Origin of the sequence: Streptomyces sp. DSM 40750, assembly GCF_024612035.1 — a bacterium.
Taxonomy (GTDB): domain Bacteria; phylum Actinomycetota; class Actinomycetes; order Streptomycetales; family Streptomycetaceae; genus Streptomyces.
Map to the genome: position 1 here is coordinate 9,689,674 of NZ_CP102513.1, position 16,285 is coordinate 9,705,958.

The following is a 16,285-nucleotide window of genomic DNA, read 5'->3' on the forward strand; positions in this document are numbered from 1 at the left end:
GGCCCGTGAGGGCCCGCGTCCCACCCCGTCGATCTCCTTGCGGAGCAACGGCGTTGACCCTACGGGGCGACCACCACATGGCCGAACATCTCGGCGACCGGCGTTTCGGACGACCGGCGCTTCGAGCCGACCCGCGCTCCGGCCGGGTCGGCGGCACGCGTGCGCGCCGCCGAGAACCCGTACCGGTGGCTAGGGCAGACAGCCGACGTGCGCCAGGGCCTGCTTCAGCAGGACCCCCTGGCCGCCCGGCATCTCGTTCTGGACCGACGCCGACGCCGCCTCCTGCGGGCTGAACCACACCAGGTCGAGCGCGTCCTGCCGGGGACGGCAGTCGCCGGACACCGGGACGATGTAGGCGAGGGAGACGGCGTGCTGACGCGGGTCGTGGAACGGGGTGACGCCCTGCGTCGGGAAGTACTCGGCGACGGTGAAGGGCTGGAGGGCGGCCGGGACGCGGGGCAGCGCCACCGGGCCGAGGTCCTTCTCCAGATGGCGCAGCAGGGCGTCGCGCACCCGCTCGTGGTGCATCACGCGGCCGGAGACCAGGTTGCGGCTGACCGCTCCGTCCGAGCCGATGCGCAGCAGCAGGCCGATGCTGGTGACTTCGCCGCTGTCGTCGACGCGCACGGGCACGGCCTCGACGTACAGGATCGGCATTCGGGCGCGAGCCGATTCGAGTTCGTCGGACGGCAGCCAGCCGGGCGTGGTATCGGTCATGTCAGACATTGGCCGATCATACTTTCTAGGTCATGTGGAGCGCGCGTCGCTCCGATCACACTCTGCCCCGTCACGCCGGTCACATGCGTACCGACGGTGATCAGTCGTGGGCGGCCCACAGACCGCGGACATGACCGAGATGGCGGGTCATCACCGCGCGTACGGCGGCCTCGTCGCGGTCGAGGAGGGCGTCCAGGAGTTCCAGGTGTTCCTGGGCGGAGGACAGCAGCCGGCCGGACTCGGCGAGCGCGGTCAGGCCGTAGAGGCGGGCGCGTTTGCGCAGGTCGCCGACCACCTCGACGAGGTGTGCGTTGCCCGCGAGGGCGAGCAGACCGAGATGGAAGCGGGTGTCGGCCTCGACATACGCGATGAGGTCCCCGGCGGCCGCGGCGGCGACGATCTCCCGGGCGGCCGGCCGCAGCGCCTCCAGGGAGACCGGGTCGGCGGTCCGGGCCAGGTCGACGGTGGTCGGGATCTCGATGAGCGAGCGCACATGGGTGTACTCGTCGAGCTGCTTCTCGGTGACGGCGGTGACCCGGAACCCCTTGTTGGGCACGGCGTCGACCAGGCCCTCCTTCGCCAGGTCCAGCATGGCCTCGCGCACCGGCGTCGCCGAGACGCCGAAGCGGGCGGCGAGCGCGGGCGCGGAGTACACCTCGCCCGGCCGCAGCTCACCGGCGATCAGCGCGGCCCGCAGCGCGTCGGCGACCCGCTCCCGGTAGCTGCTCTTCTTGCCGCCCAGCACCGGCAGGGCGGGGGCCGGGGGAGCGGCGGTGGCAGCCGTGGCGGCGGACGGGGCGCCGGTGCGCTGCGGGGCCATGGGGGGCATGCGGTCTCTCCTGGAGTCCTGAAGTCCCAAAATCCCGGAGTCCTAGAGGACGAATCCGGACGGGAACGGGTCGGACGGGTCGAGCAGATACTGGGCCGTTCCGGTGATCCAGGCGCGGCCGGTGAAGCTGGGCAGCACGGCCGGGACACCGGCCACCTCGGTCTCGCCGAGCAGCCGCCCCGTGAACCGGGTGCCGATGAAGGACTCGTTCACGAACTCGGTGCGCAACGGCAGTTCACCCCGCGCGTGCAGTTGCGCCATACGGGCGCTGGTGCCCGTGCCGCAGGGCGAGCGGTCGAACCAGCCGGGGTGGATGGCCATCGCGTGCCGCGAGTGCCGGGCGGTGGCGTCGGAGGCGTACAGGTGGACGTGGTGGACGCCGTGGATCGACGGGTCCTCCGGATGGACGGGCTCCTCCTCGGCGTTGATGGCCTCCATCAGCGCGAGGCCGGCCTTGAGGATGTCGTCCTTGCGGTCGCGGTCGAAGGGCAGCCCGAACCGCTCCAGCGGCAGGATGGCGTAGAAGTTGCCGCCGTACGCGAGGTCGTATGCCACCGTCCGCCCGTCGGCGAGCGTGACCTTGCGGTCGAGGCCGACGGAGAAGGACGGCACGTTCCGCAACGTGACCGCCTTCGCCGCGCCGTCCTCCACCGCGACCTCGGCCACGACGAGGCCCGCCGGGGTGTCGAGGCGGATGGTGGTGACCGGCTCGACGACCTCGACCATGCCGGTCTCGACGAGCACCGTCGCGACACCGATCGTGCCGTGGCCGCACATCGGCAGATAGCCGGAGACCTCGATGTAGACGACGCCGTAGTCGCAGTCGGGGCGGGTGGGCGGCTGCAGGATCGCGCCGCTCATCGCCGCGTGGCCGCGCGGCTCGTTCATCAGGAACTGCCTGATGTCGTCGCGGTGTTCGCGGAACCACAGTCGGCGTTCGTTCATGGTCGCGCCGGGGATCGTGCCGATCCCGCCGGTGATCACCCGGGTGGGCATGCCCTCGGTGTGCGAGTCGACGGCGTGCAGGACGAGTTTGCTGCGCATGACCGGTCTCCTTCCCGCGCGCGTTACGCGAGCCCCGCCGCGACGGCCTTCTCGGTGGCCGCACGGATCACGGCCTCCTGCTCCGGCGACAGTTCCACCCGCGGCGGACGGCAGCGTCCCCCGGGCCGGCCCACGATGTCCATGGACAACTTGATGGCCTGCACGAACTCGACCTTCGAGTCCCAGCGCAGCAGTGGGTGCAGCTGTTCGTAGAGCCCCTTGGCCGTGGCGAGGTCGCCGTCCACCGCCGCGTGGTAGAGCTCCACGGACGCGGCGGGCAGCGCGTTCGGATAGCCGGCCACCCAGCCCTTGGCACCCGCCAGCGCCAGCTCCAGCAGTACGTCGTCCGCGCCGATCAACAGGTCCAGTTCCGGGGCGAGTTCGGCGAGCTGGTAGGCCCGGCGGACGTCCCCGGAGAACTCCTTGACGGCCCGGATGTACCCCTCGCCGTGCAGCTTGGCGAGCAGTTCGGGGACGAGGTCGACCTTGGTGTCGATCGGGTTGTTGTACGCCACGACCGGGACGCCCGCCTTCGCGACCTCCGCGTAGTGCGCGAGCACGGACCGCTCGTCGGCGCGGTACGCGTTGGGCGGCAGCAGCATCACCGACGCACAGCCCGCGTCCCGTGCCTGCTCCGCCCAGCGGCGGGACTCGGCGGACCCGTACGCGGCGACGCCCGGCATCACCCGCGAGCCGCCGATCGCGGCGACGGCCGTCTCGACGACCTTGGCGCGCTCCTCGGGCGTCAGCACCTGGTACTCGCCGAGCGAGCCGTTCGGTACGACACCGTCACAGCCGTTCTCGACCAGCCAGGCACAGTGTTCGGCGTACGTGTCGTAGTCGACGGAGAGGTCGTCGCGGAGGGGGAGTGCGGTGGCGACGAGGACGCCGCGCCAGGGGCGGTTCTCGGTGGTGGTCATAGGGGGCTCCCTCTCAATGGGGTGTGACATATTACTGCCGATTTTCGGACGGTTCGCTGGACTGGGCGGGAGTGGACCACCCCGGAGGCGCACTTTCCGGGTCCTCGGGGTCCTCGGGGTCCTCGGGGTCCTCGGGATCCGCTGGGCCTTCGACCGACCCGGCCCGGGCCAGCACGCCCAACGGCACCGGGTGGGCGAACGGCCGCCGGGTCACGGTCTCCGCGCATCCGGCGATCCCCGCGACCGCCGACCCGCACATCCGGCCCTGGCACCAGCCCATCCCGGCACGGGTGAGCAGCTTCACCGTCCGGACGTCCCCGGCGCCCAACTCCCCGACGGCCTCGCGGACCGCCCCGGCGGTCACCTCCTCGCACCGGCAGACGACCGTGTCGTCGGTGACCTGCTCGGTCCAGTGCGCCGGCGGTGTGTACACGGTGTCGAGCACACCGATGAACTCCCGGAGTTGTCCTCGTGACCTGGCGGCCGCCGTCCACTCGCCCGGGTCCGGTTCCCGGCCCTGGAGCCGGGCGGCGGACGACCGCCCCGCGATGTGGCCCTCGGCGAGGGAGAGGGCCGCGCCGCCGATGCCGGTGGTCTCGCCCGCCGCCCAGACGCCCGGCACATCGGTGCGCTGCTCGTCGTCGACCCACACACGCGTCCCCGCGGCGTCGATGCGGCAGCCGAGCGCCCCGGCGAGGTCGGTGTGCGGGAGCATGCCGTGCCCGACGGCGAGCGTGTCGCAGGGGATGCGCCGCTCGGTGCCGGGCCGGACCCGCCCCCCGGCGTCCAGCGCGGCGACGGTCACGGCCTCCAACCGGTCGGTGCCGTGTGCCGCGACGACGGTGTGGCGTACGAGGGTCCGCACCCGGCGGCGCAGCAACTCCACCGCGTATCCGGCCCCTTCGGCGAGCTTGTCCGCCCGGCCCACCAGCACCCCGGCACGCCGCACCAGGGCCTTCGGGTCCGCGGACTCCACCAGCGCGGCCACCGTGACACCCGCCGCCGCGAGCCCGGTCGCCACCGGCAGCAGCAGCGGACCCGTTCCGGCGACGACCGCCGTACGCCCGGACACCACCAGCCCGCCCTTCAGCATGGCTTGTGCTCCCCCGGCGGTGACCACGCCCGGCAGGGTCCAGCCGGGGAAGGGGAGCACCTTCTCGTAGCCGCCGGTCGCGAGCAGGACGGCGTCCGCGCGCACCTCGACGGGGTCCTCCTGCCCGGGGCCCAGCAGCGCGTGCACGGCGAAGCGCCGGACGCCCTCGGCCCGCCGCTCCACGCACCACACATGGTGGTCCGGGAGGTGGGTGACGCGCCCGGCGGCGACCTGGCGTTCGAGACCGTCACGCAGCCGCAGCCAGGTCCGCCACTGGTGGTGCAGGGCCTGCGGGCGCCGAGCGCCGAGCGCGGCCGCGGGCTGCCGGTAGAACTGGCCGCCGGGCGCCTGCGCGGAGTCGACCACCGTGACCCGTACGCCCCGTTCGGCCGCCGCGAGGGCTGCGGCGAGCCCGGCCGGGCCCGCGCCGACGACCGCGAGGTGGGGTCGTTCAGTCCTCATGACCCGTTCCCTCCTGACCCGTTCCCTCCTGGGTGCGGATCGCGTCCCCCGGCCGGAGCGGAACCAGGCAAGCGCGTTGGTTCGGGCGGTCGTTGACCGTCACCAGACAGTCGAAGCAGACGCCGATGCCGCAGAAGATCCCGCGGGGGCTGCCGTCGCCCCGGGTGGTGCGCCAGGACGTCACCCCGGCGGCCCAGAGCGCGGCGGCGACCGTCTGACCGGGCAGTGCGTCGATCTCACCGCCGTCCAGCGTGACGGTGAAGGCGGGCCCCGGTTCCGCCTCCGCGAGTTCCAGCGGGTTCATGCCGCGTCCCCCTCGTGCTCCTCGAACCGGTCCGGACGGAACGGCGTCAGATCCAGATCGGGCGTCTTGCCGCTCATCACCTGGGCGATCAACTGCCCGGTGCCGGTGGCGAGTCCGATGCCGGCGCCCTCGTGGCCGCAGGCGTGGAACAGCCCCGGAAGCCGGGGATCCGGCCCGATCGCCGGCAGATGGTCGGGCATGTACGGCCGGAAGCCGACGTACGTCCGCATCGCGCGCACCCGCTCCAGGAACGGGAACAGCCGGGTCGCGCCCGCCGCCAGCGCCCGTACGACGGGCAGCGAGAACGACCGGTCGAAGCCGACCCGTTCCCGGCTCGCCCCGATCAGCACCGGCCCGGCGGCCGTTCCCTCGACGACCGGCGAGGTCTGGAGCGCCGCCGAGTCGCTGGCCACGTCGGCCACATAGTCGGCGGCGTACACCTTGTGCCGCACCAGGGGCGGCAGTGGTTCGGTGACGAGGACGAAGCCGCGCCGGGGGAGGACGGGGAGGGCGACTCCGGCGAGCGCCGCCAGGTCACCGCCCCAGGTGCCGGCGGCGTTCACCACGGCCGGGGCGTGGATGTCGCCCCGGTCGGTCCGTACGCCGCGTACGGCGCCGTCCGGCGTGCGCAGCACCTCGGTCACCGTCCGGCCGGTGAGCAGACGGGCGCCGGAGGCCCGTACGAGATGGGCGGCGGCCAGGGTGGGCATGACCTGGGCGTCCTGCGGGTAGTGCACGCCGCCGGCCAGGCCGGGCGCCAAGTGCGGCTCCAGATCGGGCAGTTGATGCGCGGCGACGGTCACGGCCTCGACCCCGGCGGCCCGCTGCCCGGCCGCGAACCGCTCCAGCGCGGCGAGGTCTTCCGGTGCGGAGGAGACGACGACCCCGCCCTTCTGCTCGTACTCGAACGCCGCGCCCAGGCCGGGCTCGGCGGCCAGCTCCGCCCACAAGCGGTTGGACAGCAGGGCGAGTTCGAGCTCGGGGCCCGGTTCCTTGTCGGAGACCAGGAGGTTGCCCTCACCGGCACCGGTCGTGCCGCCGGCCACCGGGCCACGGTCCACCACGATGACGCCGAGGCCGGCCCGGGCCGCGTACAGGGCGCAGGCCGCGCCCACCATTCCCGCTCCGACAACCACGACGTCGCAGGTCAGTCGCTGGGTCACGGCAGTACTATGTCACATGGCGCTCCGCGCGTGAATACACTGGACTTCGCCGCTCTTCACTCCTGCCTGCCTCGTCACTCCTGCCTCATCGCTCCTGCTTGTCGCTTCTGCCCCATCTCACCGGAGGACCGTGCGATGTCACACGACAGGCCCTGCTGCGCGCCGGGCCGTGAGCCGGTGACCGTGCCGCTGGGCGTGCCGACGGACCTGACCTCGGGCGAGGCCCCGCCCCCGGGGGCGCACCCGGCAGCGGACCCGGCCGTGGACGCACCGGCCACCCGGCCGCTTCTCGACCTGCCCGGCGGCCGTTTCCTCATGGGCGCCGAGGACGAGGTCGGTTACCCGGCGGACGGTGAGGGCCCGGTCCGTGAGGTCGCGTTGAGCCCGTTCCGTATCGCCGCGACGACCGTCACCAACGAACAGTTCGCGAGCTTCGTGGACGCGACCGGATACGTGACCGAGTCCGAACACTTCGACTTCTCCTTCGTCTTCGAAGGGTTCCTCCCCGCCGAACTTCGCGCCGTCTCCCCACGTGTGCCCGGCACCCCCTGGTGGCGCGGCGTGCGGGGCGCCACCTGGCGGCGGCCGGAGGGCCCCGGCTCCTCCGCCGACGCGATCCCCGACCACCCGGTGGTGCACGTCTCCTGGAACGACGCGCAGGCCTACTGCGCCTGGACGGGCACCCGGCTGCCCACCGAGGCCGAGTGGGAGTACGCGGCCCGCGGCGGCCTGGAACAGAAGCGGTACCCATGGGGCGACGACCTCGCCCTCGACGGCCGCCCCACCTGCAACATCTGGCGCGGTACCTTCCCGACCGACAACACCGCCGCCGACGGGCATCGTTCGACGGCCCCGGTCGACGCCTTCGAGCCCAACGGATTCGGCCTGTACAACACCGTCGGCAACGTGTGGGAGTGGTGCGCCGACCGGTTCAGCCCCGACTTCCACGCCACCGGCCCGCGCACGGACCCGGCGGGGCCGCCGGACGGCCCGGCCCGGGTGATGCGCGGCGGTTCCCACATGTGCCACGTCTCCTACTGCAACCGCTACCGCGTGGCCGCCCGCTCCTCCAACACCCCCGACAGCTCGGCCGGCAACATCGGCTTCCGGGTCGCGGCGGCGGTCTGAACCACCGGCCCGGGCCCCGCGCGGTTCGGCCCGGTCAGCCGGGCGTCGCCGACCGTTGGACCGCCCTGACCCGTCGGTCGAACTCAAGGTTGAGCAGCGGCATGAGCACGCTGCCGAACCGGGACAGCGCCCGGGTGCCCGTGTCCGGGCAGATCGTGAAACGCCGCTGGTCGATGCCCTTCACGAGGGCCGCCGCGACCTTCTCCGCCGTGAGGGGCTTGATCGTGCCGCCGACCACGCGGGTCTCCCGCGGCTTCCACCGGTTCTCCTCGGCGAGCTGCGGGGTGTCCACGTCCGGCGGGAACACGACCCCGACATGCACCCCGCGCGGAGTCAGCTCCGCCCGCACCGACTCCATCAGCCCGCGTACGGCGAACTTGGCCGGCCCGTACGCGCTGTAGCCGAAGATGCCGAGCAGCCCGGCGGCGGACGACACCGCGACCACACTGCCGTGCCCGCGCTCCACCATGCCAGGGGCCACGGCCCGGATGGCGTGGAGAGTGCCGAAGTAGTCGACCTCGATCATCTGCCGGAAGACCTCATCGGGCAGTTCGAGGAAGTGCCCCGGCCGGGCGAGCCCCGCCGAGGTGATCAGGATGTCGCAGGGCTGTGCCTGTTCCTCCTCCAGTTCGGCGATGGCGCGGGTGAGGGCCGCCTGGTCGGCCACGTCGGCGGCCCGCGCGGCGACCGACCCCCGCCTCGCGGCGGCCGACACTCCCCTCGCGGCGGCCGACACTCCCCTCGCGGCGGCCGGCACTCCCTTCGAGGCGGTCGGCACTTCCTCCGGGGCGGCCGACACCTCCTTCGCCGCCGCCTCCAGCCGTTCCGCGCCCCGCGCGATCAGCGAGAGTCTCGCGCCGCGTGCCGCCAGCAGCCGGGCCGTGGCCAGACCGATGCCGCTCGACCCGCCGGTGACGATGACATGGGACGAACCGATGTCCATGGGGCGGGCGTTCCGCAGTCTCATGGCGGGAGCGTAGCGGTCGTCACCACCTGAGCAGGAGGTCTGCAACCTGGCCGGTCACAGCCCGAGCCCCTGGAGCATCTCGTCGACGACCACCCGGCACCGGGGCAATGGGCGTCGGGCCGCTCGCGAAGGTGTCGTGTCGTCGGCCGCCCGGTTCGCCCGGTTCGCCCGGTCAGTCGGCGCGGCCACGGGGATGTCCCGCAGCCACTGCTGGACGACCCGCACCGGGACGCCGTTGCGGAGCGCGGCGTCCCCGGCCGTGAGTCTGCCGGAGAGGATGTCCGCGAGGATGCGGATCCGCTCGGTCGGGGAGATCTCCGAGGCTTTCAAGAGCCGGTCCTTTCCGTGGGGCGTTCACCGGTGCCGCAGTTGAGCCGTCGGAACTCGGGACAAGGTCGTCGTCGCGTTCCCGGATGACCGTGCACTGAGCAGCTTCGGACCGTGTGAGAGAGCGGTCCTTACCGTTGCGTGGCCCGCGACCGTCAGGAAGATGAAGAACCGCGAGCTCCGCCGTTCCTCGAACACCCGGTCACCCTGTCTGCCGAGTACCGGGATGGCTCCTGGGCAGTCGTCCCGTGCCGCACCTGTCGAATGTCCTCGGCCCGCAACTCGAACGCCCCACCCCGCATGCCCCCACCCCACAACCCCCCGAAACTGACCCCATGCCGGGACAGCCCAGCCGCATCGAGGACTACGCCCTCATCGGCGACCTCCTCACCGCCGCCCTCGTGGGCAAGGACGGCAGCATCGACTGGCTCTGCCTCCCCCGCTTCGACTCCCCCGCCTGCTTCGCCGCGCTGCTCGGCGACGAGGACAACGGCCGCTGGCGCATCGCCCCGGCGGACGAGACCGGCCCGTACGCCCGCCGCCGCTACCGGGACGACACGCTGATCCTGGAGACGGAGTGGGAGACGGCCGGCGGCAAGGTCCTGGTCACCGACTTCATGCCGTGCCGAAAGGCCGCCGCCCCCTGCGTCGTACGCATCGTCGAGGGCCTCTCCGGCACCGTCGACATGCGCATGGAGCTGCGACTGCGCTTCGACTACGGCCGGGTCCTGCCCTGGATGCGACGGCGCGACGGGCACCTGACGGGCATCGCGGGACCCGAGTCGGTGTGGCTGCGCACCCCCGTCCGGTCGGCCGCCCACGGCACCGCGCACACCGCCGTCTTCCGGGTCACGGCGGGTGAACGCATCCCGTTCGTGCTCACCTGGCACCCCTCCCACCTGCCCGCCCCCGAACAGGCGGACGCGTTCGAGGCGCTGCGCACCACGGAGGCGTACTGGCGGCGCTGGCTGCGCAGACTGTCGTACGACGGGCCGTACCGCGACGCCGTCGCCCGCTCCCTGATCACCCTCAAGGCCCTGACGTACGAGCCGACCGGTGGCATCGTCGCCGCCCCGACCACATCCCTCCCGGAGGAGATCGGCGGGGTCCGGAACTGGGACTACCGCTTCTGCTGGCTGCGGGACGCCGGCATGACCCTGGAGGCGTTGCTGCGCAGCGGCTTCACGGCCGAGGCGGACGCCTGGCGGGGCTGGCTGGAGCGGGCCGTGGCGGGACGGCCCGAGGACGTGCAGATCATGTACGGCATCGCGGGGGAGCGGCGGCTCACCGAGTGGGAGGCCGACTGGCTGCCGGGCTACGAGGGTTCGCGCCCGGTGCGGATCGGCAACGCGGCCGCCGGACAGCGACAGCTCGACGTACCCGGCGAGGTGATGGACGCCATCCATCTGGCGGTCGGCTGCGGACTGCGCCCGCGCCGGCACCTGATCGAACTGCAGACGGTCCTCCTCGACCACCTGGAGCAGGTGTGGTCCGAGCCCGACCAGGGCCTGTGGGAGATGCGCGGCGCCCCGCGCCACTACACGCACTCCAAGGTGATGTGCTGGGTCGCCTTCGACCGGGCGGTCCGGCTGGCCGAGGAGCACGCCCGCCCCGGCCCCGTGGAGAAGTGGCGCGCGGTCCGCGACCGTATCCACCACGAGGTCTGCGAGAACGCCTTCGACCCGGCACGGGGCACCTTCACCCAGTCGTACGGATCCCGTGAACTGGACGCCGCGCTGCTGCAGATCCCGCAGACCGGGTTCCTGCCGCCGGACGATTCACGTGTGATCGGCACCATCGAGGCCGTACAGCGCGAACTCGGCGGAGACGGGCTCGTGGCCCGCTACTCGGCCGGCACCGCCGACTCCCCGGACGGCCTCACCGGCGGCGAGGGCGCCTTCCTCGCCTGCTCCTTCTGGCTCGCGGACGCCCTGCGGCTGATCGGCCGCGAGGACGAGGCCCGCGCCCTGTACGAACGGCTGCTGGCGCTGCGCAACGACGTCGGGCTGCTCGCCGAGGAGTACGACCCCCGCGCCCGCCGCCAACTCGGAAACTTTCCCCAGGCGTTCACGCACGTCCCGCTCATCAGGGTCGCCTACGAGCTCGACCGCCACGCCGTCCACGCCCGCCGCGGCGACCCGAGGATGCCGCCAGGGACGCCGCCCGTGGCGAAGGAGGGGTGAGAGGTGCTGCCCGGATTCCTCACCAGGGCCGTCGAGCTGCTGCTCGGCCGGGAAGGCCGGGGCCGTTCGGGCCGTTCCCTGCACCTGAAGGCGGCGGGCGGCGCCACCGCCGTACTCGTCGTGGTGATGCTCCTCGGCTCCTGGGCCGTGGTCGCCGCCGAACACGGCGCGCCGCGCGCCAACCTGACGTCGTACCCGAAGGCCCTGTGGTGGTCCATCGAGACGGCCACGACCGTCGGGTACGGCGACTTCTACCCGGTGACGCTCTGGGGCCGCATCGTCGGCGCGGTCGTCATGGTCGTCGGCATCACCACGTACGGCATGGTCACCGCCGCACTCGCCACCTGGTTCGTGGGGCGGGAGCAGAAGCGTCACCAACTCACCTACAAGGCACATGAGTTGGGCGACGAGACCGCCCATGCCCTGCACGAGCGGTTCGACCGGCTGGAACGGATGCTCGGTGGCAGGGGGGACGCCGACCGACCGCCGGCTCCGCGGTGACCGGCCACCGGCTCCGCGGTGTGTCCACCCCTCGGACACCGCTCATCATTCCTCGGACACCCTCTTGACGCGGGACGTGGGCGGCTCGACACTCCAGGTGGGGTATTTCCTAGTGAACGGGTAGGGAATGATGGGGCGCCTGGAGCCGGTGGTCACTCGCGTGCTTCGCATGCGTCGGCAGTCCCTTCTTCTGACCTCCCGCCGTCACATCGATCTGCTGCGCGTCTGCAGCGCGACCAACCCCTGAGCGACGCAAGCCCTCCGAGCCGAGCCGCTGTCGCGTCGGTGCGGCGCGCCGCTGTGGCTCGTACCTCCGTTTACTCGCGTAACCGCTTTGCCATGCACCAGAACCCCCGGGGAGACACATGTCCGCCATGCCCGTCCACGCCCTGAACGCCGTCCCGTCGCCGCGGCCCCTGCCCGCGTTCCGGGGCAGGATCGGCTGTGACGCGCGCAGCGGCCACTACGCCGTGCCGCGCCGCTACCGGCTCCATCTGTCGCTGTCCTGTCCGGGCGCCCTGCGCATCGCCGTCCTGCACGGCCTCCTCGGGCTGGCGGACGTCTGTCCCGTGACCCTCCTGCCCGCCGTGCCCGACGGACCCGGCGGCGAGTACTCCGCGCTGCGCCCGCTGTACGAGGCGAGCGCACACCGCTACCCCGGAGCGGCCGTGGCGCCGGTCCTCAGCGACGACTGGTCCGGACGCATCGTCAGCACGCACGCCCCCGACATCATGCGCGACCTCGCCCGGCGCTTCGGCGGCGGCCGCCCCGACCTGTACCCGGAGGGCACCGAGGCCGAGATCGAGGGTGTCGCCCGCCTCTGCGAGCAGGGCATCGACGGCGCCGCGCAGCGCGCCGGACGCGCCGACGCCGACGACGCGGAACGCCGCGACGCGCTCGGCTCCCTGCTGCGCACCCTGCGCTCACTGGACGCCCGGCTGGCCGGGCAGGAGTACATCCTCGGCGGTGAACTCACCGCCGCCGACATTGAGTTGTGGGTCGCCCTGGTACGGCTCGACACCGTGCACCGCTGGCACCTGGACGCCTCCGCCGTGCACCGCGTCGCCGACCACCCGCACCTGTGGGCGTACGCGCGACGACTGACCGCCCACCCCGCCTTCGGCCCCCACCTCGACCTCGACGGCATCGCCCGTCGCCACCACGCGGGGTGCCAGGGCCTGGAGGCGGCCGGCGCGGCCGTGCAGATCCTGGACTGGGCCGCCCATGCCCCCGAGCAGGCCGTATCGGCAGACGGACGGACGTCCCATGTGCTGGACTGACGTTGACAGCCGCGCGCCGGGCCTGCGTTACTTACGGCCACCCGAAGAGCACGAGGCCCACTGGGCCGGAGAAATGATGGTGACGGACATGTACGCAACCCCGAGGCCGGCCGCATGGCGCCGCCACGGTTGCGTGCCGCTCTGCGCCGACCGCGCCGTCGATCTGCTCCGGGTCAACAGCGCACTGTGTAGCGCACGTTAGTACGGCCCCGGCTCAAGCCCGGTGCCGTGCACCCCGTCGAGGCTGACGGTTCTCTGAACCCCTGAGGCGCCGCGCCAGCGGCCTGCCCCTTTCCGCCAGCCCCGGTGTCGTGCGCATCCTTGTGTCTTCGTGCCTTCCGCCCGGCGAGCGTCCCCGTCCGTCGCGTGGCCGAAGTCCCTTGCGTCGCCCGGGGTTTCCGCACTCCTCCGGAGCCATTGATGAGTGAACCCCCAGGCGCCGCCGTGTCCTTGGCCGAGGCGCCCCCGCCTGCCGACACCCCGGCGAAGCAACTCACCGCCCAGCGCGTCCTGCCGCTGCGCCGCCCCGGCCGCTGGATCGCCACCGCGGCCGTCCTGGTCCTCGCGGCCCAGTTCGTCCACGGACTGATCTCCAACCCCTTCTACCAGTGGGACCGCTTCGGCTACTGGTTCCTGCGGCCCGCCATCCTCGACGGACTGCTCATCACCCTCGAAGTCACCGCATACAGCGCCGTCTTGGGCCTGCTCGGCGGCATCCTGCTCGCCCTCGCCCGCCTCTCGAAGAGCCCGGTGCTGCGGTCGGTCAGCTGGGTCTACATCTGGGCACTGCGCTCGATCCCGCTGATCGTCGTCCTTCTGTTCCTCTACAACTTCTCGGCCCTGTACCAGACGCTCAGCGTGGGCGTTCCCTTCGGCCCCGCCTTCTTCACCTTCGACGAGTCCCGGCTCGCCACCGACATGGCGGTGGCCGTCATCGGTCTCAGCCTCAACGAGGCGGCCTACGCGGCCGAGGTCGTCCGCGGCGGCATCCTCTCCGTCGACCAGGGCCAGCACGAGGCGGCCTCCGCGCTCGGCCTGCCGAAGGGCTACCAGTTCCGCAGGATCGTCTTCCCGCAGGCCCTGCGCTCCATCACCCCCAACTACGTCAACCAGCTCATCGGCCTGGTCAAGAGCACCTCACTCGTCTTCTACGTGTCGCTGCTCGACCTGTTCGGCACCGCCCAGACCATGAGTTCCACGTACCCCGGCGACATCGTGCCGCTGCTGCTGGTCGCCACCGTCTGGTACCTGATCCTGACGAGCGTCGTCTCCGTCATCCAGTTCTACGTGGAGCGGTACTACGCCCGGGGCGCCACCCGCACCCTCCCGCCGACACCGTCACAGAAACTGCGGGCCGGTCTCACCGGCCTGCGTGCCCGCATCCGCAGGGAGACCGCCGCATGACCGCCGAGACCGCGGAGCTCCTGCGGACCGCGCCCGCCGCCGTCGAGGTGCACGACGTGCACAAGTGGTACGGCACCCACCGGGTCCTGGACGGCGTCGACCTGACCGTGCGGCCCGGCGAGGTCACCGTGATCCTCGGCCCGTCCGGCTCCGGCAAGTCCACGCTGCTCAGGGTCGTCAACCACCTGGAGAAGCCGGAGATCGGCCATGTCAGCGTCAACGGCGAGCTGATCGGCGTACGCAGGCACGGCGACCGGCTGAAGGAGCTGAACGAGCGCAGCATCCTCGCCCAGCGCAGCCGTATCGGCTTCGTCTTCCAGAACTTCAACCTCTTCCCGCACCTGACCGTGCTGGACAACGTGGCCGCCGCCCCGGTCGCTACCGGGCGGCTCGACAAGCCGCGCGCTCAGGAACTCGCGCGCGAACTCCTGGACCGGGTAGGCCTCGCCGACAAGGCGGCCGCCTACCCACGGCAGTTGTCGGGCGGCCAGCAGCAACGCGTGGCCATCGCCCGCGCCCTCGCCCTGCGGCCCGGCGTCATCCTCTTCGACGAGCCGACCTCCGCCCTCGACCCCGAACTCGTCGGCGAAGTCCTGGCCGTCATCAAGGACTTGGCGAGGAGCGGCACCACGCTCCTGATCGTCACCCACGAGATCGGGTTCGCCCGCGAGATCGCCGACCGGGTCGTCTTCATCGACGGCGGAAAGATCGTCGAACAGGGCCCGCCCGCCGAGGTCCTGGACAGGCCCCGGCACGAGCGGACCAGGGACTTCCTCAGCAAGGTCCTCTGACCCGGGGCCAGTTCCTCCGACCCGGCCGACGCCGGGCTCCACAGCTATCCCCACGCCATCCCGCCACCCTCTCGAACGACAAGGACAACCATGCCCATGCCCACCCAGTTCTCCCGGCGCGGCCTGCTGCGCGGCGTCACCGCGGCGACCGCCGCCGCCACTCTCGCCATCGGGCTCACCGCCTGCGGGGGTGACACCGAGGCCGCCGCCAAGACCGAGACCGCCGGCACGGTCACCGTGGGCCGGCTGTCCAACGGCGCCGCCGAGGAGACCGGCATCAAGGTCTCCGAGGTGAAGTCCATCAGCGCCAAACTGCCCGACGCCGTCAAGAAGAGCGGCAGGCTGGTGATCGGATCCGGCACCCTGCCGTCGGGCAGCCCGCCGCTCGGCTTCATCGGCGACGACCAGAAGACGCTCACGGGCTCCGAGCCCGACCTCGGCAGACTCGTGGCCGCCGTCCTCGGCCTCGAACCCGAGCTGCGCCAGTCGACCTGGGAGAACCTGTTCATCGGCCTCGACAGCGGGAAGGTCGACGTGGCCTTCTCCAATGTCACCGACACCGAGGAGCGCAAGAAGAAGTACGAGTTCGCCTCCTACCGCAGGGACGACCTCACCTTCGAGACGAAGAAGGACAGCGACTGGACCTTCGACGGCGACTACGAGGACCTCGCCGGCAGGACGGTCTCCGTCGGCAACGGCACCAACCAGGAGAAGATCCTCCTGGAGTGGAAGGCGAAGCTGGCTAAGGAGGGCAAGAAGCCCCTCACCGTCAAGTACTTCCAGGAGAGCAACAGCATCTACCTGGCGCTGAGCAGCGGAAAGATCGACGCCTACTTCGGCCCCAGCCCCAACCTCTCCTACCACGCGGCGAAGACCGCCGGCACGCCCCAGGCGACCCGTATCGCGGGCCAGTTCTCCGGCGCCGGCGAGACCCTCCAGGGCCTGATCGCCGCGACCGCCAAGAAGGACAGCGGCCTCGCCGAGCCCCTCGCCGAAGCCATCAACCACCTCATCGAGAACGGCCAGTACGCCGAGTGGCTGAAGGCCTGGAACCTCTCCAACGAGGCCGTCGAGAAGTCCGAGGTCAACCCGCCCGGCCTGCCGCTGACCAATTCCTGATTTTCCGTCACATCCACAGCGACACCTACCCGTTGCATCAGGAGAGGATTCCG

At 72.0% G+C, this 16,285-nt stretch carries 16 protein-coding genes; 7 read left to right on the forward strand and 9 right to left on the reverse strand.

The annotated features are described in order from the left end of the window. Positions 1-189: 189 nt before the first annotated feature. The 7 genes from JIX55_RS42415 to JIX55_RS42445 all read right to left on the reverse strand — a co-directional run bounded on the left by JIX55_RS42415 (position 190) and on the right by JIX55_RS42445 (position 6,532). Positions 190-717 (reverse strand): NUDIX hydrolase family protein, encoded by a 528-nt coding sequence (locus tag JIX55_RS42415; protein WP_257569673.1) that lies wholly within the window; start codon positions 715-717, stop codon positions 190-192. Between the two features lie 100 nt (positions 718-817). Continuing rightward, positions 818-1,537, reverse strand: coding sequence for a GntR family transcriptional regulator (locus JIX55_RS42420; RefSeq protein ID WP_257569674.1), 720 nt, complete (start codon positions 1,535-1,537; stop codon positions 818-820). 51 nt (positions 1,538-1,588) lie between these two features. Continuing rightward, positions 1,589-2,590, reverse strand: a complete 1,002-nt coding sequence (locus tag JIX55_RS42425) for a proline racemase family protein (protein ID WP_257568520.1) — start codon at positions 2,588-2,590, stop codon at positions 1,589-1,591. A 23-nt stretch (positions 2,591-2,613) separates the two neighbouring features. Beyond that, positions 2,614-3,510 (reverse strand): dihydrodipicolinate synthase family protein, encoded by an 897-nt coding sequence (locus JIX55_RS42430; RefSeq protein ID WP_257568521.1) that lies wholly within the window; start codon positions 3,508-3,510, stop codon positions 2,614-2,616. Positions 3,511-3,541: 31 nt separating this feature from the next. Continuing rightward, positions 3,542-5,065 (reverse strand): FAD/NAD(P)-dependent oxidoreductase, encoded by a 1,524-nt coding sequence (locus JIX55_RS42435; protein ID WP_257568522.1) that lies wholly within the window; start codon positions 5,063-5,065, stop codon positions 3,542-3,544. Further along, complete coding sequence (locus tag JIX55_RS42440; protein ID WP_257568523.1) at positions 5,055-5,369, reverse strand: (2Fe-2S)-binding protein; 315 nt, start codon at positions 5,367-5,369, stop codon at positions 5,055-5,057. Before JIX55_RS42440 ends, JIX55_RS42435 begins: the two co-directional genes overlap by 11 nt. Further along, positions 5,366-6,532 (reverse strand): NAD(P)/FAD-dependent oxidoreductase, encoded by a 1,167-nt coding sequence (locus tag JIX55_RS42445; RefSeq protein WP_257568524.1) that lies wholly within the window; start codon positions 6,530-6,532, stop codon positions 5,366-5,368. Before JIX55_RS42445 ends, JIX55_RS42440 begins: the two co-directional genes overlap by 4 nt. A 135-nt stretch (positions 6,533-6,667) precedes the next feature. Here JIX55_RS42445 and JIX55_RS42450 point away from each other — a divergent pair, with 135 nt between their 5' ends. Next, the gene (locus tag JIX55_RS42450) at positions 6,668-7,660 is read left to right on the forward strand and encodes a formylglycine-generating enzyme family protein (RefSeq protein WP_257568525.1); all 993 of its coding nucleotides are present in this window, start codon (positions 6,668-6,670) and stop codon (positions 7,658-7,660) included. A gap of 34 nt (positions 7,661-7,694) precedes the next feature. On the opposite strand, the gene JIX55_RS42455 is transcribed toward JIX55_RS42450, so the two are convergent. Both JIX55_RS42455 and JIX55_RS42460 read right to left on the reverse strand, forming a co-directional pair. Next, the gene (locus tag JIX55_RS42455; RefSeq protein ID WP_257568526.1) at positions 7,695-8,627 is read right to left on the reverse strand and encodes an SDR family oxidoreductase; all 933 of its coding nucleotides are present in this window, start codon (positions 8,625-8,627) and stop codon (positions 7,695-7,697) included. A 54-nt stretch (positions 8,628-8,681) separates the two neighbouring features. After that, positions 8,682-8,957, reverse strand: a complete 276-nt coding sequence (locus JIX55_RS42460; protein WP_257568527.1) for a hypothetical protein — start codon at positions 8,955-8,957, stop codon at positions 8,682-8,684. Positions 8,958-9,289: 332 nt separating this feature from the next. Between JIX55_RS42460 and JIX55_RS42465 the strand changes: the two genes are divergently transcribed. The 6 genes from JIX55_RS42465 (at position 9,290) to JIX55_RS42490 (ending at position 16,232) form a co-directional block, all read left to right on the forward strand. Next, positions 9,290-11,137: a glycoside hydrolase family 15 protein gene (locus JIX55_RS42465; RefSeq protein WP_257568528.1), complete on the forward strand. Its 1,848-nt coding sequence runs from the start codon at positions 9,290-9,292 to the stop codon at positions 11,135-11,137. A 3-nt stretch (positions 11,138-11,140) separates the two neighbouring features. Beyond that, a complete protein-coding gene (locus tag JIX55_RS42470; RefSeq protein WP_257568529.1) occupies positions 11,141-11,638 on the forward strand; it encodes a potassium channel family protein in 498 nt (165 codons plus the stop codon). Between the two features lie 365 nt (positions 11,639-12,003). Further along, positions 12,004-12,918, forward strand: a complete 915-nt coding sequence (locus JIX55_RS42475; protein ID WP_257568530.1) for a glutathione S-transferase C-terminal domain-containing protein — start codon at positions 12,004-12,006, stop codon at positions 12,916-12,918. A gap of 420 nt (positions 12,919-13,338) precedes the next feature. Beyond that, positions 13,339-14,322: an amino acid ABC transporter permease gene (locus JIX55_RS42480; RefSeq protein ID WP_257568531.1), complete on the forward strand. Its 984-nt coding sequence runs from the start codon at positions 13,339-13,341 to the stop codon at positions 14,320-14,322. Continuing rightward, positions 14,319-15,113 carry an amino acid ABC transporter ATP-binding protein gene (locus JIX55_RS42485; RefSeq protein ID WP_257568532.1) on the forward strand — a complete coding sequence of 265 codons (795 nt, stop codon included), beginning with the start codon at positions 14,319-14,321 and terminating at the stop codon, positions 15,111-15,113. The genes JIX55_RS42480 and JIX55_RS42485 overlap by 4 nt, the downstream gene beginning before the upstream one ends. 96 nt (positions 15,114-15,209) lie before the next feature. Beyond that, positions 15,210-16,232 (forward strand): ABC transporter substrate-binding protein, encoded by a 1,023-nt coding sequence (locus JIX55_RS42490; protein ID WP_257569675.1) that lies wholly within the window; start codon positions 15,210-15,212, stop codon positions 16,230-16,232. Positions 16,233-16,285: the final 53 nt, after the last annotated feature.